Source organism: Rhodococcus sp. P14, assembly GCF_000256505.1.
In the GTDB taxonomy this organism is placed as follows: Bacteria; Actinomycetota; Actinomycetes; order Mycobacteriales; family Mycobacteriaceae; genus Rhodococcus; species Rhodococcus ruber.
In genome coordinates this window covers 1-21,542 of sequence record NZ_AJFC01000209.1, presented here as the reverse complement: position 1 = coordinate 21,542, position 21,542 = coordinate 1, and the positions used below count along the sequence as shown (strand labels likewise).

Genomic DNA, 21,542 nt, shown 5'->3' with positions numbered 1-21,542 from the left:
GTTGGCACACTAATCTGGTGCAACTCGGGTCGGACGACCGGACGTGTCCGGCGGTGAAGTAGTCGAGCCAGTACGCCGCGACGCCGGTGGCGACGCTTCCCATCGCAGCCGCGTGCAGACGGTCACTCCGGGCCTGTCCCTGCCTCGTCATCCTCCTCCCGCCTCTCCTCTTCCCGGCGTCTTCGAGTATGGCTGCTCCCAGCGCCGCAGGCAGTCGTTCACCTGGGCGGCCTTTCGCACGGGACAGGGCCGCGTGGCGCCACTCCGACGGCATCCGGTATAAATACATCTTGTGTCTATGTCGTATTCAGCGGCCGAGTCGGTCTATCGCGAGGTCAAGGAACTGATCCTGTCGGGCGAGTTACCCGGCGGCGATCTGATCAGCGAAGGGGAGATCGCGACCCGGATGTCGTGCAGCCGTACCCCGGTGCGCGAGGCCTTCCTTCGTCTCGAGGCCGAGGGCTGGATGCGTCTGTACCCCAAGCGCGGCGCACTGGTCGTTCCGGTGGCGGACGGGGAGGCCGAGCACGTCGTCGATGCGCGACGGCTGCTCGAGACCCACGCGGTACGCGCCGTCGCCTCTGTTCCGCCGGCGCGAGAGCGACTCGGACGCACCCTGCGCGCAAGTCTGGACACGCAGCGCGAGCTTGCCGAGCGTGGTGACGTCGGTGCCTTCAGCGGTGCCGACGCCGACTTCCACCGCAGCATCGTGGCCGCGGGCGGCAATCCGCTTCTCGACACCTTCTATGCCGGCCTGCGGGAGCGCCAGCGACGGATGACGGCCCGTTCGGTCGCCCGGGATCCGGCGCAGCTGCAGAAGATCATCGCCGACCACACGCATCTGGTGGATCTCGTCGCCGCCGGGGACGCCGACGCATTCGACGCGGTGCTCGACGTGCACATGCGTGAGGTGCACGGACTCGGAGGGGGACGACTGTGACCGCAACTGCCACCGAACCGGGCCGTCTGCCCACCGGTACGGATGCCGTTCCTCGCAGGACGTGGCTGCTCGTGGCCGCCGCGATGTTCGCTGTCGCCTGGGGCGGCAACGAGTTCACCCCGCTGCTGGTGATGTACCGGCTCGAACACGGTTTCGCGCCGGTCGTCGTCGACCTGTTCCTCTTCGCGTATGTCCTGGGCATCGTGCCGGCCCTGCTCGTCGGCGGTCCGCTCTCCGACCGGCTCGGTCGTCGGCCTGTCATGGTGCCCGCACCGTTCGTCGCCCTCGTCGGTTCCGCGGTGCTCGCCCTCGGATCGGACTCCGCGGCGCTGCTCATCCTCGGTCGCATCCTCTGCGGGATCGCGCTCGGACTCGGCATGGCGGTCGGTGGCAGCTGGCTGAAGGAACTGTCCGACCCGCGCTGGGATCCGCGCGCGACGCCCGGCGCCGGGGCACGACGGGCCGCGATGAGCCTGACCGCCGGCTTCGGCGTCGGGGCCGGCATCGCGGGTGCCCTCGCGCAGTGGGCGCCGATGCCCAGTGCCCTGTCCTACCTCGTGCATATCGGGCTGAGTATCGGCGCAGGTGTGGCACTGCTGCGGACGCCGGAGACCCGGCCGGCGCAGCCGGAAGCGGAGCGGACCGCGCTGCGCGAAGACCTGAAGATCCCGGCGGCCGGGCACGCCCGCTTCCTGTTCGTGATCGCCCCCGTTGCTCCCTGGGTGTTCGGCGCCGCCAGTTCGGCGTACGCGATCCTCCCGGCGCTGATGACCGGCCACAGCGGCGACGCCCCGATCGCGTTCTCGGCGCTGCTGTGCGTCGTCGCCCTCGGTGCCGGTTTCGCGATCCAGTCGCTGGGCCGCCGGATCGACACCCCCCGCAATGCCCGTGCGGTGGCGGTGGCACTGACGTTGCTCGTGGTGGGGATGGTCACGGCGGCGGTCGCGGCCGCCGCCCTGACCGTGCCGCTCGCTCTGCTGGCGGCGGTCGTCCTGGGCTGCGGCTACGGCATGGCGCTGGTGTCGGGCCTGCAGGAAGTGCAGCGTATCGCCCGCCCCGACGACCTCGCCGGGCTCACCGCGGTGTTCTATTCGCTGAGCTATCTGGGGTTCGCGGTGCCGGCCGTCATGGTGTACCTGTCCCAGACATACCCGGTCCTGACCTACCCGGCCATGTTCGTCGTGGGCGCGGTCGCGGCGGCCGCGTGCCTGGTGCTCGTCCTGGTGAAATGGCAGGCACACCTGCCGGAACGAGTACCGGCCTGACCTCTCACGCCTCGGGCATCGGCGGCAGTGCCTTCTCGGCGAGCCACGCGTCCCACAGTGGACGCAGCGGCGCGTCCGCGAATCGGGCCGCCAAGTCGGTGAACTGATCTGTGGTGACGGTCGCGTGCCGGTATTCCGCGGTCCACTGCCGAATCAGCGCGAAGAACTTCTCGTCGCCGAGGCGCAGGCGCAGTGCGTGCAGCGTCAGGGCACCCCGCTTGTAGACGCGGTCGTCGAACATCAGGTCCGGCCCGGGGTCACCGAGGAGTAGGTCCTGAGGTTTGCGACCGAGCCCGCGGTGCGCGTCCTCGGCGATCGTCTGCGCCGACGGCCCGTCGGAGTTCTCCGACCACAGCCACTCCGCGTAGCAGGCGAAGCCCTCGTTCAGCCAGATGTCGCGCCACCGTGACAGGGTGAGGCTGTTGCCGAACCACTGGTGCGCGAGTTCGTGTGCGACGAGCCGCTCTTCGCTCCGGGTGCCGTCGCAGTGGTTCGCGCCGAAGATCGACAGGGTCTGCGCCTCGATCGGGATCTCGAGTTCGTCCTCGGTGACGACGACGCTGTAGTGCGGGAACGGGTACGGCCCGAAGAGCCGGCAGAAGATCTCCATCATCTGTGGTTGCCGGCCGAAGTCCCGGTCGAAGTTCGCCCGCAGGCGCGGCGGATGCACCGCGACGAGCGGCACCGGTGTCTCGGACAACCTGCGGGTCTCGTAGTTCCCGATCTGCACCGTGGCCAGGTAGGTCGCCATCGGTTCGGGCTGCTCGTACACCCAGGTGGTCTGGCTGGCCCTCGTCGTCTTGCGTACCAGGGTGCCGTTCGCGATCACCTGGAAGGGGGAGTCGGCAGTGACCGTGATCCGGTAGCTCGCCTTCGCGCCGGGATGGTCGTCGCAGGGGAACCACGACGAGGCGCCGTTGGGCTGGCTCGCGACCAGCGCCCCCTCCTCGAGTTCCTCCCAGCCGACTTCGCCCCAGGGACTGCGGATCGGTTTCGGTGTGCCGTGATAGTGGACGACGATCGTCAGCACGCCGCCCACGGGGATCTTCCGGGCGGGGGTGACGACGAGTTTGCCGTCACGCTGGGCGTACTTGGCGGGCCGGGACCCGTTGACCGACAGCTTCGTCACCCGCATCGTCGGCGCGAGGTCGAGCGCGAACTTGCCACGCTCGTCGGTGGTGGTGGCGACGACGGTGGCCGTGCCGGTGAGCCGGTTGGCCACGACCCGGTAGTTCAGATCGAGTTCGTACCTCGACACGCGGTACCCACGGTTGCCGCTGCGGGGCAGGTACGGATCGATCGGCGCGTCCGGTTTCGAGGTCCTGCCGTTCTCGCGGGTCTTCTTCGGGTCGTTCCCCGGCTTCACAGCGGGGACCAATCGCTCGGGTGCGACCACGGCGCGATCGGATTGCCCTGCCATCTGGTCGAATCCGGAACGACGTCGCCGCGCATCACCAGCGAGGCCGGGCCGACGGTGGCGCCGGCCCCGATTCCGGCGGCGGGCAGTGCGACGCACTGGGGGCCGAGGGTGGCGCCGGCGCCGAGCGTGACGGTGTCCATGGACATGATCCGATCATGGAACAGGTGCGTTTGCACGACACACCCGCGTTCCACCGTCGCGCCGTCACCGAGAGTCACCAGGTCGGCCTCGGGCAGCCAGTAGCTCTCGCACCACACCCCGCGGCCGATCTTCGCGCCCAGGCCACGCAGCCACAGGTTCATCACGGCCGTCCCGGTGGCGGGCCGGGCGAACCACGGTGCCGCGACCGTTTCGACGAAGGTGTCGGCCACCTCGTTGCGCCACACGAACCAGCTCCACAGCGGGTGCTCCTCCCGGCCGATGCGTCCGACGGCCACCCATTTGGCGGCGACGGACACGACGCCGGCCACGGCGCCGGCGAGGATGAGCACCAGTCCGCTCAGTGCTGCGGCCGGCGCGTACCCCACCGAGGTCGCCAGCGACTGCAGGGCGAACAGCACGCCGAGGCCGATACCGAACGTGACGATCATCGGCAGCAGGCGGAAGGTCTCGACGAAGCCACGGGCCACGCGCAGCCGCCGCGGGGGCGCGAACGTGCGGCTCGAATCGCTTTCGTTCGCGGCGCGACGCAGCCGCACCGGTGGGCTGCCGAGCCACGAGGAACCCGACTTGGCCTTCGACGGCGCAGCCGAGAGGACCGCGACGAGTCCGTACTTGGGGACCCGTCGCCCCGGGGCGGCCATACCCGAGTTGCCGAGAAACGCGCGCTTGCCCACCTTGGCACGGGAGATGTACAGCCAGCCGCCACCGAGCTCGTAGCTGGCGACCATGGTGTCGTCCGCGAGGAAGGCGCCGTCGGCGACGCGGGTGAACTTGGGCACCATCAGCACGGTGGAGGCCTCGACGTCCTTGCCGATGTCGGCGCCGAGCAGTCGCAGCCAGCCCGGCGTGAGCATCGAGGCGTAGAGCGGGAACAGGAACGTGCGCGAACTGTCCATCAGTCGCTCGGTCGCCCACACCTGCCAGCCGACGCGGCTGCGGACGGGATGGTGTCCCTCGGTCATGCCGACGGCCAGGGCACGCACCGACAGCACCGTGAGGGCGGCGAACACGAACAAGGTCAGCAGGGCGGCCACCGGCAGGATCGCCGCGCTGCGGAGCAACGCATCGGTGAGGTCGGCGGCGTCGCGGATCCACCATCCGACAAGGGTGAGCCCGGCGCCGATCGCGACGATCGGCAGCGAGGCCAGCACCATCGAGGTGAGGCCGAAGATCGGCACCCACCACGAGGCACGCCGCGGCGGCTCGGCGGGCCACGGATGCAGGGCCTTGCCGACCTTCCGGGCGGGGGAGCCGGCCCAGTGCTGGCCGGCCTTGACGCGGCCGAACACGGCGGAGCCGGCGGCGACCTCGGCGTTCTTGCCGACTCGGGCGCCCGGGGCCAGAGTCGAGCGGGCGCCGACCGTCGCGCCGGCTCCGATCCGGATGCTGCCGATGTGGACCTCGTCGCCGTCGATCCAGTGTCCGGACAGGTCGACCTCGGGTTCGATGGAACAGCCGTCCCCGAGTTCGAGCATGCCGGTGACCGGCGGCAGACTGTGCAGGTCGACGCCCTTTCCGACTTTCGCGCCCAGCGCGCGGGCGTAGTACAGCATCCACGGCGCCCCGGACAGGTTCACTGCACCGCTGGCCTCCGACAGCCGCAGCGCCGTCCACAGCCGGAGGTGCTCGCTGCCGCCCCTCCGGTAGGTGCCGGGTTGCAGGTTGCGCAGCAGCAGCCGCGTCCCGGCGACGGCGACGGACATGCGGCCGAGCGGGGTCAGGAACAGCAGGATGCCGATGGTCACCCACCACCACGACGCCGGAGCGAGCCACGGCACGTCGACGAACAGCGAGAAGACGTTGTTCGCGATCGCGAGCCAGGTCACCCACTGCAGCCCCGTGAGAGTGGTGAGTGGCACCGTGACGGCGAGTTGCAGCAGCTGTGCCCGGCGCGGAACGGGGGTCACCTGCCGCGGGGCGACCACAGCGGACGGCGCGAGGTCGTCGAGGTACTCGGCCAGCGAGCCGAGTCGCGGATGGTCGTACAGTTCGGCGACGGTCATCGCGGGATAGCGTTCGCGCAGGGCCGTCACCAGCTGGGCCGCGGCGAGGGAGCCGCCGCCGAGTTCGAAGAAGTCGTCGTCGATGCTCTCGATCGGGGTGCCGAGAATCGACACCCACAGCCCGGCGACCCACTCGGCGGTCGGGTCGAGGCCGAGAGCCTCGGCGGCGGCGGCCTCCGCGCCGGGCAGCGGCCACGGAAGCGCGTTGCGGTCCACCTTGCCGGAGGTCCGGGTGGGCAGTTCGTCCACCAGCGCCAGTCTCGGGACCAGGGCCGCCGGCAGCTGCTCGCCGAGCAGGTCGCGCGCGGAGGCGAGGTCGAACTCGGGGTCGGTGCTGGCGATGTAGCCGACGAGGATCGAGTGCCCGGCCGCGGTCTTGCGTACGGCGGCCGCGCCGCCGGCGACGCCGGGCAGGTTCTGCAGAGCGTTGTCGACTTCGCCGAGTTCGATGCGCCGGCCGCCGATCTTGACCTGATCGTCGGCACGTCCCTGGAACAGCAGCCCCGCGCGGTCGAGGGTGACCAGGTCGCCGCTGCGGTAGGCGCGGTCCCAGCCGAGGGTGGGCATGGGAGCGTACTTCTCGGCGTCCTTGGCCGGGTCCAGATAGCGGGCCAGTCCGACGCCGCCGATGACGAGTTCGCCGGTGCCGCCCTCCGGGACGGGCCGGCCCTCGCCGTCCACCACGGCGAGGTCCCAGCCGTCGAGCGGCAGGCCGATGCGGACCGGGCCGGTGCCGTCCATCGTCGCCGCACACGCGACCACGGTGGCCTCGGTGGGCCCGTACGTGTTCCACACCTCGCGCCCGGGCACAGCCAGCCGCTCGGCGAGATCCGGCGGACAGGCCTCCCCACCGAAGATCAACAGCCGCACCGCTTCGAGCGCCTCGGCGGGCCACATCGCCGCGAGGGTGGGAACGGTGGAGACGACGCTGATGTCGCGGGAGACCAGCCACGGTCCGAGGTCCATCCCGGACCGCACGAGCGAGCGGGGCGCGGGGACGAGGCACGCGCCGTGCCGCCACGCGAGCCACATCTCCTCGCAGGACGCGTCGAACGCGACCGACAGCCCGGCCAGTACGCGGTCGCCGGGGCCGATCGGGTTCTCGCGCAGGAACAGCCGGGCCTCGGCGTCGACGAAGGCGGCGGCGCTGCGATGGCTGACCGCGACCCCTTTGGGGGTGCCGGTGGATCCGGAGGTGAAGATGATCCAGGCGGCGTCGTCGAGACGCGGACCGCGCAGCTGCGGCTGCGGCGACGGCGGCGCGGTGCCCGGGCCGATGCCGTCGGCGGTGACGACGGCGGTGACCTGCGCTTCCCCGAACACGAGTTCGGCGCGTTCGTCGGGATCGTCGGCGTCCACCGGCACGTAGGCCGCGCCGGCGGCGAGGATGCCCAGGATCGTCACGTACAGGTCCGCGGAGCCGGACGGCATGCGCACGCCGACTCGGTCCCCGCCCCCGACTCCCGCGTCGGCGAGCCGGTAGGAGCAGGCGACGACCTCCTCGACGAGTTCGGTGTAGCTGAGGGTGACGGATCCGTCGTCGACGGCCGGAGCGTCCGGGTGGGTGTCGGCGGTGGCACGCAGGATGTCGACGAGGGTGCGAGGGGCCGGAGCATGGGAGGAGCGGAGGAACTCCTCGGGGATGCGATACGACCGATCCGAATCCGTCGTGGGCTGGGCAGGCAATCGCATGTCCTTCTCTCGGCCTGGTGGTGCGTACGTCCGGTTATCTCACGGTCAGGTGGACGGAGGGTGAACATCGGGTGTGTCGGTGCCCACGCGCGCGGTGGAATTTCTCCGCCTCCCGGGCGCCGGAATCCCGGCCGGTGTCCGGTTCTGGGCGAGAAACCGCCTCTCCCTGGGGATTCGCGTGCCGGACGACGGACGGTGCGATCCCGGTTTGACATCCGTGCGCGCTTTTGCCATCCTCTTCCGCAGGTCACGAGAACCAGCGACAAGCCCCGGCTAGCTGGTCGGCAACCCTCCTCCGCGGTGGGGTGCTCCGGGTGACGACCTGGCCGTGTTTCCACACCGGACACGGCAAGCGCGGATTCGGACCGTGATCGCACTCGAGCGACGAGGCGACCACCGGCGAATCCCTGAACGACGAGGGAACGTCATGACTGCCGCTGTACTGACCGCCGACACCTGTATCGCACCGTTCGCCCGGGTCACCGGATGTGATCTTCAGGTGCCCCTGGTGCAGGGCGGTGCCTGCACCTACGCCAACTTCGACTACGCGGCGAGCGCGCCGGCCCTCGAAGCGGTCACCGAGCGGATCGCCGAACTCCTGCCGTACTACGCCAGCGTGCATCGCGGTGCCGGTTACGCCTCGAGGATCTCCACCACCAGCTACGAGCAGGCCCGCGAATCCGTGGCCCGATTCGTCTGCGCCGCAGACGATCAGGTGGTCGTCTTCACCCGCAACACCACCGACTCGCTCAACCTCCTGGCCGGAGCCGTGCCCGGCGACGTGGTGGTACTCGACGTCGAACACCACGCAAACCTGTTGCCCTGGAAGAATGCTCGCGTCGTCGAGGCTGCCGACACCGTTGCCGAGACCGTCCGCCGGCTCGTCGCCGAACTGTGCAGCAGGCCTGCTGCGCTGCTCGCCGTCACCGGCGCCTCCAACGTCACCGGCGAGGTCCTCCCGATCGCCGAACTCGCCGACGTCGCGCACGCCTGCGGTGCCCGGATCCTCGTCGACGGAGCACAATTGGTTCCGCACCGGCGGATCGACCTCACCGCGCTCGGCGTCGACTACCTCGCATTCTCGGGGCACAAGCTCTACGCTCCGTTCGGTGCCGGTGCTCTGGTGGGGCGCCGGGACTGGCTCGACGTCGCGGAACCGTACCTCGCAGGGGGTGGTGCGGTCCGCGACGTCAGTCTCAATCACACCGAATGGGCTTGTGCCCCAGCGCGACACGAGGCGGGCACGCCGAACGTGCTCGGTGTCGCGGCGCTCGCCGCAGCGTGCGACGCGCTCGCCGGCTTCGACGCCGATGCCGTCACCGTGCACGAGGAGGCGTTGTGCCGGCGCCTGCTCGACGGGTTGCGCGGCGTCGAGGGCGTCGAGATCCTGCGGCTGTGGAGCGACTCCCCGGACTCCGTCGGCATCGTCACCTTCACGGTCGCCGGCTTCGAGCCCGGCGAGGTGGCGTCGTATCTGTCCGCCGAGCACGGAATCGGGGTGCGCGACGGCCGGTTCTGCGCGCACCCGCTGCTCGCCCGGGTCGGACTGCCCGCCGGCGCGGTTCGTGCCTCGCTCGGTCTCGGCAGTTCCTCCGCCGACGTGGATCGTCTGCTCGACGCGCTGCACACGCTGGTGGATGCCGGTCCCGGCTGGACCTACGCGAAGACCGACGGCCTGTGGGGGCCGTCGCCCGAGACCCGTCCGGGCCTGGCGGAGTCCACCGCCGGGGCGGCGCAGTGCAGCTGACCGCTTCCCGGGCGGACTGCCGCACCGGCCGTCCGGACCGGCAGGTCTAGTCGACGTCGACGTCGACGGCTGCCGTGATGCGCATCAGTTCGCGGAACGTCGTGCGGAACAGCGTGCGTGGATGCCCGCCAGAGGCCCAGAGCTGGGGGAAAGCAGCCAGGGCGGTGTCGACGTACGTGGTCAGGTTCGTCGGATGCCCGAGCGGTGCCACGCCGCCGACGGTCTGACCCGTGACCTCGGTGACCACGTCCGGGGGCGCCGCGACGAGCGCACCGCCGAGGCGTTTGCCGGTTCGTTCCGGATTCACCCGGTGGGCACCCGAGACCAGCAGCAGTACCGGTTCGTCGTCGAGCAGGAACACCAGCGACTTGACGATCGCTCCCACGTCGACCCCGAGCACGGCCGCCGCCTGCTCGGCGGTGTGCACCGACTCCGGTTGGGTCGTGATCAACCCGTGGTGACCGCGCGCGATGAGCGTGTCGGCTACCCGAGCGGCATTCGGATGCAGTGTCCCGGACATGGTTCCAGCCTAGGAGTCCGCCGCCGTCCGTGGCTCCGATCGGCAGGTCCGGCCGCGGCCGAGGTCGATACGGTCGGAGTCGATACAGTCGGGGGTCAATACAGCGGAAAGCCGTCCTCGGGTCCGAGCATGCGCTCGAGCCGGGTGCGGGTGATCTTGGCGAGTTCCTCCGTGCACACCTTGCGTTCCGCCTCGGGGTCGTGTGCGAGCCGGTGGTTCAGGTCCGTCAGCAGTTCTTGCAGTCCGCGGCCCTGCGGGCACCACAGATAGCGGTACCCGAAGCGCTCTTCGTAGGCGGCGGCGGCGGCCGTGATCGCGGCCGTCAAGGCCTCGTCCTCGTCCCACAGCGAGCACTGCTCGAGCCGCGAGGCGGTGCTGCCGCGCCGGCGGCCCACCACCGGATGGCAGTCGAGGGCCTCCGCGATCTCCGCGTCGCTCGCGGAGAACAGGGCGGCGTCGGCGCGGGCGAACAGTTCCGAGTAGCTCGCATAGGGACGTCCCGCCGCCACCGCCTGGGCCCAGGTGAGCGACGCGCAGCACTCGTACAGCGCATGGGTGGCGCCCCGCCGGGACAGGGCGTTGAAGGCACCCAGACCGATGCCCTGGTGCATCAGCATGACAGTCGCTCCTCTGCGGGCCGGACCGTTCGTACCCCCAGGATCCGTCCGCGGCGGGGCGGCCACCAGGGGCAGAGCGCGGAATTTTCCGGGCTGTAACGAGCGGTCCGTGACAGCGGAGCGACGCCTGCATATTACTCTCGAGTAATGACTCAGGAATCTCGCTGGAAAGCGTTCACGGTCGACGTCGCGGACCACGTCGCGCTCGTCACCCTCGTCGGTCCGGGCAAAGGCAACGCCATGGGCCCCGACTTCTGGACCGAGCTGCCGCTGTTGTTCGGCGAGCTCGACGCGGATCCGGACGTGCGTGCCGTCGTGCTCGCCGGCGCCGGCAAGCACTTCTCCTTCGGTCTCGACCTGCCCGCCATGAGCGGCGACCTGGGCAAGGTCCTCGCGGACAAGGCGCTGGCCGCCCCGCGCACCGAGTTCCACGAGATGGTCAAGCGGATGCAGGCGGCGATCACCGCGGTCGCGGACTGCCGCAAGCCCGTCGTCGCGGCCGTGCAGGGCTGGTGCATCGGCGGCGGCGTCGATCTGATCTCCGCGGCCGACATCCGGTACGCCAGCGCCGACGCGAAGTTCAGCGTCCGTGAGGTCAAGGTCGGGATGGTCGCCGACGTGGGCAGTCTCGCGCGCCTGCCGCTGATCATCGGCGACGGGCACCTGCGCGAGCTGGCCCTCACCGGCAAGGACATCGACGCGGCACGCGCGGAGAAGATCGGTCTGGTCAACGACGTCTTCGAGGACGCGGATGCCGTCCTGACCGCCGCACAGGCCACCGCCGCCGAGATCGCGGCGAATCCGCCGCTGGTCGTGCACGGCATCAAGGCCGTTCTCGACCACAGCCGCTCGCCGCGCGTCGACGACAGCCTGCGCTACGTCGCGGCCTGGAACTCCGCGTTCCTGCCGTCGGAGGATCTGACCGAGGCCGTCGCGGCGGTCTTCGAGAAGCGGCCCCCGGAGTTCCGGGGCCGGTAGAGGATGGACGGGTGCGCCCGGTCCTGACGTGGGGCGGCCGGCTGCTGCCGGCCGTCCCGCTGGTGTATCTGACGGTCTACCGGCCCTGGCAGTTGCACTGGGGTGCGACGAGGACCGAGGTGGCCGGACGGATGCCGGGGGACGAGATCGTGCCCCGGCCTCACTTGTCGGCGACCCGAGCGGTGTCGATCGTGGCCGAGGCGGAGGACGTGTGGCCGTGGCTGGTCCAGATGGGCGCCGGGGACCGTGCCGGTTGGTACAGCTACGACCTCGTCGACAACGGCGGGAAGCCGAGCGCCCGCGAGATCCGGCCCGAACTGCAGCGGCTCGAGGTCGGTGACCGGGTCCGGCTGGTCGCGGGTTCCCCGGCCGCCTTCCGGGTGGAGTCGATCGATCCCGGACGTTCCCTCGTGTATGCCCACTCGCACGACGGGGGTTCGGTCACCGTCGCGCTGACGTTGCGTCCGGACGGGCCCGGACGCAGCCGACTGGTGCATCGCGTGCGATTCCGGATTCCCCCGTCGCCGTTCGCGGTCGGTTGGGCCGTCCTCATGGACGTGGGCGACTTCGTGATGTCCCGGCGAATGCTGCTGGGGATCCGGGACCGAGCGGAGCAACACGCGCGGCGCCGACGGGGCGGTCCGCCGCCGGTCGACGAAAGTCCAGTAACCCCAATGGATTTCCGGCTTCGGATTCCGGTGCGCCGACCCGCCGGGATGGTGTTCGCGCTGCTCGCCGACGTGCAGGACCACGTGGGCGCACCGGCGCGCAGCGGCGTCCGGACGGGCAAGTCCCCGTCCGGTCCGACCACCGAGGGCACCCGGTGGCACGAGCGGGTGCGGCTCGCGCCCGGCTGGTGGATGCCCGTCGACAGCGTCGTGACCGCGATCGAGGACCCGGACCTGCTCGCGATGGACTTCCGCAGCGCCTGGTTCACCGGCCACGTCGACTACCGGATCGAGTCCACCCCGCAGGGATGTCTCCTGCGACAGCACGTCGTCCTGCGGTCGCGGCGCCTGCTGCGGCCGTGGTCGGCGCGGGTGGACGCCCGGCTCCGGCCGCGCCTGCTCGATCGGCTCGCCGACATCCGGGACGCGATCGAGCGCAGCGGCTGAGAACGCGTTCGGGCTCCGCAGCCGGCGGCCGCGGAGCCCGAACGGCGCGTGGGGTCAGTGCCCGCCGTTCGCCTTCAGGCGCTCGATCGACGCGGAGACCTCGGCCTCGGCCTCGGCGCGGCCGACCCAGTCCGCGGCCTCGACGTGCTTGCCCGGCTCCAGGTCCTTGTAGTGGACGAAGAAGTGCTTGATCGCGTCCAGTTCGAACTGCGAGACGTCGCTGATGTCCTTGACGTGGTCCCAGCGCGGATCGCCCGCGGGCACGGCGAGGACCTTGTCGTCGCCGCCGGCCTCGTCGACCATCTTGAACATGCCCACCGGACGGGCCTCGACGATGACGCCGGGGAACACGGACTCGGGCAGCAGCACCATGCAGTCCAGCGGGTCCCCGTCCTCGCCGAGGGTGTTCTCGATGTAGCCGTAGTCGGCGGGGTAGCCGAACGAGGTGTAGAGGTAGCGGTCCAGCTTCACGCGGCCGGTTTCGTGATCGACCTCGTACTTGTTGCGCTGCCCCTTGGGGATCTCGATGGTGACCTCGAACTCCACGCCGTGTCCTCACTTGTAGATCGATACGACTGCCGTATCTGCGGTGATGGTCCGCACAGAGGATAACGGGTCGGCGCTACGCTGGTGGCGCAGGTGCCGGACCACCGGGGCGGTCACCAGGGCGCGGGATTCGCCGGGGCGAACGCCGCGGGATTCGACACAGCGGAGGCGTGTTGGCGGGGCAGGGCAAGAAGAAGCTGGGCACACTGGCGGGACGGCGCCGCCGGAACCTCCGGATCCTGTTCACCATCTGGGCAGCGGGGACCGTCGCGCTGCTCGTGGGAGGGGCCTTCGCGCTCTCCGACTTCCGCAGCGGCGAGGCCGCCGCCGCGATAGCGCCGGCACCGGCGCCCGTCACCGCGACCCCGCAGGTGGCCCCGGTACCGGCCGACGCCCTCGCCCCCACCGGCCCCGCCCTGGCCGCCACGCTCGCGCCGGCGCTGGGGAACGCGGGGCTGGGCAACTTCACCGGTTCGATCACCGACGCCGCCACGGGCACCGTGCTGTGGTCGAAGGACCCGGCCCGGCCGATGATCCCGGCGTCGACGACGAAGGTTCTCACCGCCGCCGCAGCGCTGCTCGCCCTGCCCGCCGAACACCGGGTCACCACCAAGGTCGTCGAGGGCAGCCGGCCGGGGGAGATCGTGCTCGTCGCCGGTGGCGATCCCACCCTCACCGCCCAGCCCCCCGGCGAGCCCGGCTTCTACGCCGGCGCCCCGCGCATCGCCGACCTCGTGCAGCAGATCCAGCGCAGCGGCGTCGTCGTCGACACGGTGCTCGTCGACACCGGTGCCTACGCCGGTGACGCCCTGGCCACCGGATGGTTCCCCGCCGACATCGCCGGCGGCTCCGTGGCGCCGATCGAACCGGTGATGCTCGACGGCGGCCGGCTGAACCCCCTCGAGGACGAGTCGCCGCGCACCCCCACCCCCGCCCTCGATGCCGGCCGGGCCCTCGCCGCCGCGCTCGGCGCGGACCCCGCCCGGGTCGCCACCGGGACAGTCCGGCCCGGAGCGGCTCCGCTGGCCGCTGTGCAGTCGGCGCCGCTGCGCGATCGGCTGGGGCAGATGATGGGTTACTCCGACAATGTCCTGGCCGAGGCCGTCGGCCGCGAGATCGCCGCGGCCGAGGGTGTCGAGCCGTCCTTCCGCGGCGCGGTCGACAGCGTCGCCGCGGCCCTGCGCGAGGCCGGATTCGACCTGACCGGGCTCACCCTCCACGACGTGAGCGGCCTGTCCGTCGACAACCGGATTCCCGCTCGGCTCCTCGACGCGGTGATGGCCGCCGCCGCCGGAACCGAACAGGCGTCGCTGCGCCCGATGCTGGACTACCTGCCGGTCGCGGGCGCCACCGGCACCCTCTCGGAGCGCTACGCCTCGACCAACCGCGACGGGGCGGGTTGGGTTCGCGCGAAGACGGGCACCCTGTCGCAGGCGAGCGGTCTGACCGGATTCGTCGTCGACACCGACGGCCGGGTGCTGACGTTCGCCCTGTTGTCCAACGACCGTTCGCCGGGCGAGAGCCGACCTGCCCTCGACGCGGTGGCGGCGACCCTCCGAGGATGCGGATGCCGATGACCGACCGGGACCGGACGCTGGGTGACGCGATCGACTGGAAGTTCGCGGCCGGGGTCGGAGCGCGCCTGACCCGGCCGGGCCCGGCGATGTCGCGGTACACCGCCGAGACCGTCGTCGCCGAGCTGGCCTCGGCCGCCGACCGCGCCGAGCCACCGGTGCGGGAGCTGACCGGCCTCGGCGACGGGCGAGACGTGCCGCCGGCCGCGGTGGTCGACCGGTCCGAATGGGTGCACGCCGCCGCCAGGTCGATGGCGGACCTCACCGGTTCCGGGCCCACCGAGGGCCGGTGGGTCGGCAAGCCCGCCGGCATGCAGGCCGGCGCGATGCTCGCGTACCTGTCCACCGCCGTGCTCGGTCAGTACGACCCGTTCTCGCGGTCGCTGCTGCTCGTGGCCCCGAACGTCGTCGCCGTCGAGCGGGCGCTGCGGGTGCCCACCGCCGACTTCCGGATGTGGGTGTGCCTGCACGAGGTCACCCACCGCGTGCAGTTCGCCGAGGCCCCGTGGATGGCGGACCTGATGCGCGAGGCGGCGGCGGAGCTGGGCCGGACCGTGGACGAGTCGTTCACCGATCTCGCCGGCCGGATCACCGGGGTCCTGCGCGATCGCCGGCCGGGGGAGGAGAAGCCCATGGCCGAGCGCGGTGTGCTCGGTCTCGTCCGAGCGGTGCAGTCCGAACCCCAGCGCACCGCCCTCGACCGCATGCTGGCCCTGGGTACCGTGCTCGAGGGCCACGCAGACCACGTGATGGACGCGGTCGGACCCTCCGTGGTGCCCGCCGTCGCGCAGATCCGGCGCGCGTTCGACAACCGTCGCCGGCGCGCCGTGAACCCCGTCCACCGCATCGTCCGTGCACTGCTCGGGATGGACGCCAAGATGGCCCAGTACGTGCAGGGCAAGAAGTTCGTCGACACCGTCGTCGAACGGGTGGGCATGGCCCGGTTCAACACCGTCTGGAGCGGACCCGACGCGATGCCGACCCTCGCCGAGATCGACGACCCCGACGCGTGGATCGCACGGGTACTGGCCTGACGGTGTCGTCCGATCGACCGCTCCTGCCCGAGACCCCTGCCGTCCACGAGGTGCGTCTGGCCGTCCGGCGCTGGGTCGCGACCCACGGCCGGTCCGTCGCGGTCGGCCTGTCCGGCGGCGCCGACTCGTCGGCTCTGACCGTCGCCGCCGTCGCCGAGGCGGATTCGGTGCACGCCGTCGTCGTCGACCACGGCCTGCAGCCCGGCTCCGGCGACGTCGCCGCCCGCGCCGCGGCATTCGCCCGGTCGGCCGGATGCGTGTCGGTACAGGTCGTCCGCGTCGCGGTGACCGGCCCCGGCGGTCCCGAGGCGGCCGCGCGTGCGGCGCGCTACCGGGCCCTCGACGAGGCCCGGGCGGGATTGCCGGTGCTGCTCGGGCACACGCTCGACGATCAGGCCGAGACGGTGCTGCTGGGGCTGGGCCGCGGTTCCGGGGCCCGCTCCCTGCGCGGCATGTGCGAGTTCGACGAGCCGTGGGGGCGCCCCCTGCTCGGCGTGCGTCGCGACGTCACCCGCCGGGCCTGTGCGGAACTGGGGTACACGCCCTACGAGGACGCGCACAACAGCGACCGTCGTTTCACCAGGGTGCGGCTGCGTGAGGAGGTGCTGCCGCTGCTCGAGGACGTGCTCGGCGGTGGGGTCGCACCGGCCCTCGCGCGCACGGCCGCGCAGCTGCGCGAGGACGAGGACGCGCTGGAGGAACTGGCCGGGCGCCGGCTGGGGGAGGCCCGGGCCGGGACCGGGCTGGCGGTGGACGTCCTCGCCGGCACGCCCGTCGCGGTACGACGACGGGTCCTGCGACGATGGCTGCTCGACTCGGGGGCCTCCGCCCCGACGGACCGCAAGCTGCGAGCCGTCGACGACCTGATCGGGCAGTGGCGCGGCCAGGGCGGCGTCGCCGTGGGCGGCGGGCCGCAGCCCGGCGTCAGGTTGGTCGTCACGCGTCGGCGTGGCAGGCTGATCGTCGAGTTCGTCGGCCGGCGACAGGGTGCGGACGACTGAGGGAAGGCAGGATGAACCCGGTGTACGAGAACGACATCGCGTCGGTACTGATCTCCGAGGAACAGATCGAACAGCGCACGAAGGAGCTGGCCGAGACCATCGCCGCGCGCTATCCGGTGGGCGCACCGGAAGGTGATCTGCTGCTCATCGGCGTGCTCAAGGGCGCGATCTTCTTCATGACCGACTTCGCGCGGGCGCTGCCGATCCCCACCCAGATGGAATTCATGGCGGTCAGCTCGTACGGGTCGTCCACCTCGTCGTCCGGCGTGGTGCGCATCCTCAAGGACCTCGACAAGGACATCGCCGGCCGGAACGTGCTGATCGTCGAGGACATCATCGACTCCGGCCTCACGCTGTCCTGGCTCATGCGCAACCTCTCCTCCCGGAACCCGGCGTCCCTCGAGGTGGTGACGCTGCTGCGCAAACCGGAGGCCGTGAAGGTCGACGTCCACGTCGCCGACGTGGGATTCGACATCCCGGACGAGTTCGTCGTCGGCTACGGCCTCGACTACGACGAGCGCTACCGCGATCTGCCGTACATCGGCACCCTCGACCCGAAGGTCTACACCGACTGATCCGGGCCCGGCTTCACCGGCTCGCGCGTCGCCCGGGTCGGGGCCACGCCGCGCTGCAGGGCGCGCAGGTCGTCCTCCATGATGCGGAACAACCAGTACACGAGCACGAACGCGGCGATGCTGCCCACCGCCAGTACCCGCACCGCGACGAGGACCTGCTGGATCTCCTCGGGTGAGAGGTACGTCACGCCGGCCACCCCGACGAGCGGAACGGCCGCCGCCAGCGCCAGGTAGCGCACACTGCGGCGGTGCAGGCCCTCGAGTTCGCGGGCATCCGTGGCGTCGGTCGCCCCGTGCGGCAGGAAGGCCGGATACAACGATCGCACCATGTAGAAGGCGACCAGGAAGAACGGATAGGCGACGGCGATCGCCCCGCACACCAGGATCGACGTGAGGAAGTGCGCGGCGGAGGGGCCGTCGATGTTGCCGCCGACGAAGTGCAGTGCCACCGGGAACGCGATGCCGGCGACCGTCCACAGGGTCATCACCACGGCGGCGACGCGATCGCTGATCAGCAGTGCGTCGTGCCGCGCCCGGGCGAGTTCCACCGCGTCGTAGCTGCGGCCGCGGTGCAGACCGCGCGGGACGGTGATCAACCGTCGGCACAGATACACGATGATCACCGTGCCGAGCGGGAAGGTGATCCCGTTGATGATCAGCGCGAGCTGCTCGAATTCGCGCTGGGTGTCCGGTGGGAGCCGGTCGACGATCAGGTTCGCATTGTGCTGGTAGTTGTAGAGCGCGGCCAGCACGTTCGGGATCGCGATTGCGGCGGTGAGGATCGGCACCACGGGGCGCCGGAGCCGGGCGCGCCAGCTGTGCGGCGGCGGGTCGACGAGGTCCCGGGCCCGCGGATCGAGGCACAGGTCGAACTGCTGTGCCAGCTCCGCACCCGACGCCCACCGATCCGCCGGATCCGGTTCGAGGCACTTCGCGAGCACCCGCAGCAGAGTCTGGGGGCAGTCGGCCGGGATCCGCTCGCGCGCGGCCGCGGTCAGTCCGGAGCGTCGCCGCGCGAGCATCGTCTCGAGTGCGGGCAGGGTTTCGGCGCCCAGGTCGTCCTCGCTGTTGGGCCGGCCACCCGTGAGCAGTTCCCACAACATGACCCCGAGCGCGTAGATGTCGCTGCGGGTGTCCATGTCCGCGGCGGTGCCGGGCAGACCGGGATGGCACGCCTCGAGCTGCTCGGGCGACATGTACGCCAGGGACCCGCCGAGGTACGCCACGGCCGACGTGCCACCGACGGACTCGGCGAAACTGATGTTGAAGTCGGCGAGCTTGGGCACGCCCTCCGCCGTGAGCAGAACGTTGGCGGGCTTCACGTCGCGGTGCAGCACTCCGCGCCGATCGGCGTAGTCCAGTGCGGATGCGAGCCGGCGCCCGAGCCACGCGACGGTCTCGGGCCAGCTCAGGTTCTCGAGCCGGCTGCGCACGGTCGACTCGGCGGGCCGGATCTCCCCCTTCTCGGCGAGGGTCTCGTCGACGACGTCGAGCAGGAGCCGGCCGCTGCGCTGCTCGGGTGGGGTGGTGCGCACCCGGTGCAGCACCCGCAGCAGCGTCCCACCCGGCAGATACTGCATGTACAGCAGCCGCAGGCCGTGGTCCGGCAGGATCCGCTGGTCGAAGACACGGACGATGTAGTCGTGGTCGAGCTGGGCGAGGGTCTGGGCCTCGGTACCGCGGTCGGGGGAGATCTTCACGGCGACGAGCCGCTGCATCGAGTGCTGCCGGGCCAGGAACACCCGCCCGAAGGCGCCGCGGCCGAGGTTGGTGAGCAGGTCGAAGTCGTCGATCCGGTTCCCGGCTTCGACGTCGTCGATACCGGTCGGGACGCGGACCGGGAACGGCTCGGTCGTCGCTTCGCCGCGAGGGACGACCGCGCTGGTACGGGCTGGTTCGGTGGGCGCATCGGCCGTACGGGTGAGCTCCACGGCGGCGGTGCGGGTCGGGTCGGCCTCGGCGGTGCGGGTCGGGTCGGCCTCGGCGGTGCGGGTCGGCTCGGCCTCGGCGGTGCGGGTCGGCTCCGCCTCGGCTGTACGGGTGGGATCGGCCGCAACCGTGCGGGTCGGCTCGGCCGCAGCGGAATGGGTCGGGTCGGCCTCGGTTGCAGATTCCGGCTCCTGCATGGCCATGCGAAATGATAACCACGGTGGGGCCCGTGCCCGCAGGCGGCTGACGCGACCGGTGGGAACCTCCGGGTGGCCCCGGACGTTGACCCCTCGAACCGTGCGGGCGCGCGAGGGCAACGCTGCGCGTACACGCGGTAACCTTGCGGTGTCCGGTTCGTCGCCGGACTCCTCGGGACGACCACGATGATGACCGCACTATCGAAAGGACCGGCCGGCCGGGCCGAACCTGTATGAACCGCAAGACAGTGTTCCGTAATCTGGCGATCGTCGCCGGCATCCTGTTGGTCATCTACGCCTTCAGCTACTTCGGCGACGACACCCGCGGTTTCACCAAGGTGGACACGTCTGTCGCGCTTGCTCAGCTCGATGCGGACAACGTCAGCCGAGCGCAGATCGACGACCGCGAGCAGCAGGTACGCCTGTGGCTGAAGAGCGGCAACGAGGCGACCGGGGACGACACCGAAATCCTCGCCAAGTACCCGGAGTCGGCGTCCGAGCAGATCTTCGACAAGGTCGCCGGCGCGGGCCTCGAGAAGTTCGACACCACCGTCACCCAGGAGAGCTGGCTGACGTCGATCCTGCTGTTCGTGCTCCCGATGATCATCCTGCTCGGGGTGTTCTTCTTCGTGATGAGCCGCATGCAGGGCGGTGGCCGCGGCGGGATGATGGGCTTCGGCAAGTCCAAGGCCAAGCAGCTGACCAAGGACATGCCCAAGACCACGTTCGCCGACGTCGCCGGTGCCGACGAGGCCGTCGAAGAGCTGTACGAGATCAAGGACTTCCTCCAGAACCCGGCGCGCTACCAGGCCCTCGGCGCGAAGATCCCGAAGGGCGTCCTGCTGTACGGCCCTCCCGGCACGGGCAAGACCCTGCTCGCCCGCGCGGTCGCCGGTGAGGCCGGCGTCCCGTTCTTCACCATCTCCGGTTCGGACTTCGTGGAGATGTTCGTCGGCGTCGGTGCGTCCCGCGTGCGCGACCTGTTCGAGCAGGCCAAGCAGAACAGCCCCTGCATCATCTTCGTCGACGAGATCGACGCGGTCGGCCGTCAGCGTGGTGCCGGCCTCGGCGGCGGCCACGACGAACGGGAGCAGACGCTCAACCAGCTGCTCGTCGAAATGGACGGCTTCGGGGACCGGCAGGGCATCATCCTCATCGCCGCCACCAACCGTCCCGACATCCTGGATCCGGCCCTGCTGCGGCCGGGCCGGTTCGACCGGCAGATCCCGGTCACCAACCCCGACCTCGCCGGGCGCCGGGCGATCCTGCAGGTGCATTCCAAGGGCAAGCCGCTCGACCAGCACGCCGACCTCGAGGGACTGGCCAAGCGCACCGTCGGCATGTCCGGCGCGGACCTGGCCAACGTCGTGAACGAGGCTGCGCTGCTCACCGCGCGCGAGAACGGCACCGTGATCACCGAGGCCGCACTCGAGGAGTCGGTGGACCGGGTGATCGGCGGCCCGCGCCGCAAGAGCCGCATCATCAGCGAGCACGAGAAGAAGATCACCGCCTACCACGAGGGTGGGCACACGCTCGCCGCGTGGGCGATGCCGGACATCGAGCCGGTCTACAAGGTGACGATCCTCGCCCGCGGCCGCACCGGCGGTCACGCGATGACCGTCCCCGAGGACGACAAGGGCCTGATGACCCGCTCGGAGATGATCGCCCGCCTGGTGATGGCCATGGGTGGCCGCGCGGCCGAGGAACTCGTGTTCCACGAGCCGACGACGGGTGCCTCCTCGGACATCGACCAGGCCACCAAGATCGCCCGTGCGATGGTCACCGAGTACGGCATGAGTGCCCGCCTCGGCGCCGTCCGCTACGGGCAGGAACACGGCGACCCGTTCCTCGGCCGCTCGATGGGCGTGCAGTCCGACTACTCGCACGAGGTGGCCCGCGAGATCGACGAGGAGGTGCGCAACCTCATCGAGGCCGCGCACACCGAAGCCTGGGCGATCCTCAACGACTACCGCGACGTGCTGGACGTGCTCGCCGGGGAACTGCTCGAACACGAGACCCTCACCCGCAAGGATCTCGAGCGGATCCTCGCCTCCGTCGAGAAGCGGCCGCGGATCACCGAGTTCAACGACTTCGGTGGACGCACGCCGTCGGACAAGCCCCCCATCAAGACGCCGGCCGAGCGGGCGAAGGAACGCGGTGAGCCGTGGCCGCCGGAAGCGGTGCGCCCGTCCTTCACCAAGCCTGCCCAGCCGCAGCCCCAGCCCCA

General features: G+C 71.0%; 16 protein-coding genes and 1 riboswitch. Of the genes, 10 read left to right on the top strand and 6 right to left on the bottom strand.

What is annotated here, in order from left to right:
* Nucleotides 1–298: 298 nt before the first annotated feature.
* Together OEY_RS0114780 and OEY_RS0114775 are read left to right on the top strand one after the other, a co-directional pair.
* The gene (locus OEY_RS0114780) at nt 299–940 is read left to right on the top strand and encodes a GntR family transcriptional regulator (RefSeq protein ID WP_010594631.1); all 642 of its coding nucleotides are present in this window, start codon (nt 299–301) and stop codon (nt 938–940) included.
* An 83-nt stretch (nt 941–1,023) separates the two neighbouring features.
* The gene (locus OEY_RS0114775) at nt 1,024–2,205 is read left to right on the top strand and encodes an MFS transporter (protein WP_228287212.1); all 1,182 of its coding nucleotides are present in this window, start codon (nt 1,024–1,026) and stop codon (nt 2,203–2,205) included.
* A gap of 4 nt (nt 2,206–2,209) precedes the next feature.
* Here OEY_RS0114775 and OEY_RS0114770 read toward each other — a convergent pair whose 3' ends face one another.
* Together OEY_RS0114770 and OEY_RS0114765 are read right to left on the bottom strand one after the other, a co-directional pair.
* Entirely contained in the window at nt 2,210–3,625 is a 1,416-nt protein-coding gene (locus OEY_RS0114770; RefSeq protein WP_010594629.1) for a M1 family metallopeptidase, read from the bottom strand.
* The gene (locus OEY_RS0114765; RefSeq protein WP_010594628.1) at nt 3,568–7,482 is read right to left on the bottom strand and encodes a Pls/PosA family non-ribosomal peptide synthetase; all 3,915 of its coding nucleotides are present in this window, start codon (nt 7,480–7,482) and stop codon (nt 3,568–3,570) included. Before OEY_RS0114765 ends, OEY_RS0114770 begins: the two co-directional genes overlap by 58 nt.
* A gap of 245 nt (nt 7,483–7,727) precedes the next feature.
* A riboswitch (SAM riboswitch) is annotated at nt 7,728–7,843 on the top strand.
* 66 nt (nt 7,844–7,909) lie between these two features.
* On the opposite strand from OEY_RS0114765, the gene OEY_RS0114760 reads away from it, so the two are divergent.
* Nucleotides 7,910–9,229, top strand: a complete 1,320-nt coding sequence (locus OEY_RS0114760) for an aminotransferase class V-fold PLP-dependent enzyme (RefSeq protein ID WP_010594627.1) — start codon at nt 7,910–7,912, stop codon at nt 9,227–9,229.
* 46 nt (nt 9,230–9,275) lie between these two features.
* Here OEY_RS0114760 and OEY_RS0114755 read toward each other — a convergent pair whose 3' ends face one another.
* Both OEY_RS0114755 and OEY_RS0114750 read right to left on the bottom strand, forming a co-directional pair.
* Nucleotides 9,276–9,749, bottom strand: a complete 474-nt coding sequence (locus OEY_RS0114755; RefSeq protein ID WP_010594626.1) for a YbaK/EbsC family protein — start codon at nt 9,747–9,749, stop codon at nt 9,276–9,278.
* A 95-nt stretch (nt 9,750–9,844) separates the two neighbouring features.
* Complete coding sequence (locus OEY_RS0114750; RefSeq protein WP_010594625.1) at nt 9,845–10,366, bottom strand: 2-oxo-4-hydroxy-4-carboxy-5-ureidoimidazoline decarboxylase; 522 nt, start codon at nt 10,364–10,366, stop codon at nt 9,845–9,847.
* 147 nt (nt 10,367–10,513) lie between these two features.
* Here OEY_RS0114750 and OEY_RS0114745 point away from each other — a divergent pair, with 147 nt between their 5' ends.
* Both OEY_RS0114745 and OEY_RS0114740 read left to right on the top strand, forming a co-directional pair.
* Nucleotides 10,514–11,344 (top strand): crotonase/enoyl-CoA hydratase family protein, encoded by an 831-nt coding sequence (locus OEY_RS0114745; protein WP_010594624.1) that lies wholly within the window; start codon nt 10,514–10,516, stop codon nt 11,342–11,344.
* Nucleotides 11,345–11,355: 11 nt separating this feature from the next.
* The gene (locus OEY_RS0114740) at nt 11,356–12,459 is read left to right on the top strand and encodes an SRPBCC family protein (RefSeq protein WP_010594623.1); all 1,104 of its coding nucleotides are present in this window, start codon (nt 11,356–11,358) and stop codon (nt 12,457–12,459) included.
* A gap of 54 nt (nt 12,460–12,513) precedes the next feature.
* Here the strand turns inward: OEY_RS0114740 and OEY_RS0114735 are convergent, their stop codons facing one another.
* The gene (locus OEY_RS0114735; RefSeq protein ID WP_003938269.1) at nt 12,514–13,005 is read right to left on the bottom strand and encodes an inorganic diphosphatase; all 492 of its coding nucleotides are present in this window, start codon (nt 13,003–13,005) and stop codon (nt 12,514–12,516) included.
* 170 nt (nt 13,006–13,175) lie between these two features.
* On the opposite strand from OEY_RS0114735, the gene dacB reads away from it, so the two are divergent.
* From dacB to hpt, 4 genes are read left to right on the top strand one after another with little or no spacing between them, the layout of a single operon-like run.
* Nucleotides 13,176–14,582, top strand: a complete 1,407-nt coding sequence (dacB, locus tag OEY_RS0114730; RefSeq protein ID WP_010594622.1) for a D-alanyl-D-alanine carboxypeptidase/D-alanyl-D-alanine endopeptidase — start codon at nt 13,176–13,178, stop codon at nt 14,580–14,582.
* The gene (locus tag OEY_RS0114725; protein WP_010594621.1) at nt 14,573–15,613 is read left to right on the top strand and encodes a zinc-dependent metalloprotease; all 1,041 of its coding nucleotides are present in this window, start codon (nt 14,573–14,575) and stop codon (nt 15,611–15,613) included. Before dacB ends, OEY_RS0114725 begins: the two co-directional genes overlap by 10 nt.
* 2 nt (nt 15,614–15,615) lie before the next feature.
* Nucleotides 15,616–16,614, top strand: coding sequence for a tRNA lysidine(34) synthetase TilS (tilS, locus tag OEY_RS0114720; protein WP_010594620.1), 999 nt, complete (start codon nt 15,616–15,618; stop codon nt 16,612–16,614).
* Nucleotides 16,615–16,634: 20 nt separating this feature from the next.
* Nucleotides 16,635–17,189, top strand: a complete 555-nt coding sequence (gene hpt, locus OEY_RS0114715) for a hypoxanthine phosphoribosyltransferase (RefSeq protein ID WP_003938265.1) — start codon at nt 16,635–16,637, stop codon at nt 17,187–17,189.
* Here the strand turns inward: hpt and OEY_RS0114710 are convergent.
* A complete protein-coding gene (locus OEY_RS0114710) occupies nt 17,177–19,321 on the bottom strand; it encodes a protein kinase domain-containing protein (protein ID WP_010594619.1) in 2,145 nt (714 codons plus the stop codon). The genes hpt and OEY_RS0114710 overlap by 13 nt on opposite strands.
* A 227-nt stretch (nt 19,322–19,548) precedes the next feature.
* Between OEY_RS0114710 and ftsH the strand changes: the two genes are divergently transcribed.
* The coding region (gene ftsH / locus OEY_RS0114705) for an ATP-dependent zinc metalloprotease FtsH (RefSeq protein ID WP_010594618.1) at nt 19,549–21,542 on the top strand (1,994 nt) is incomplete at its 3' end.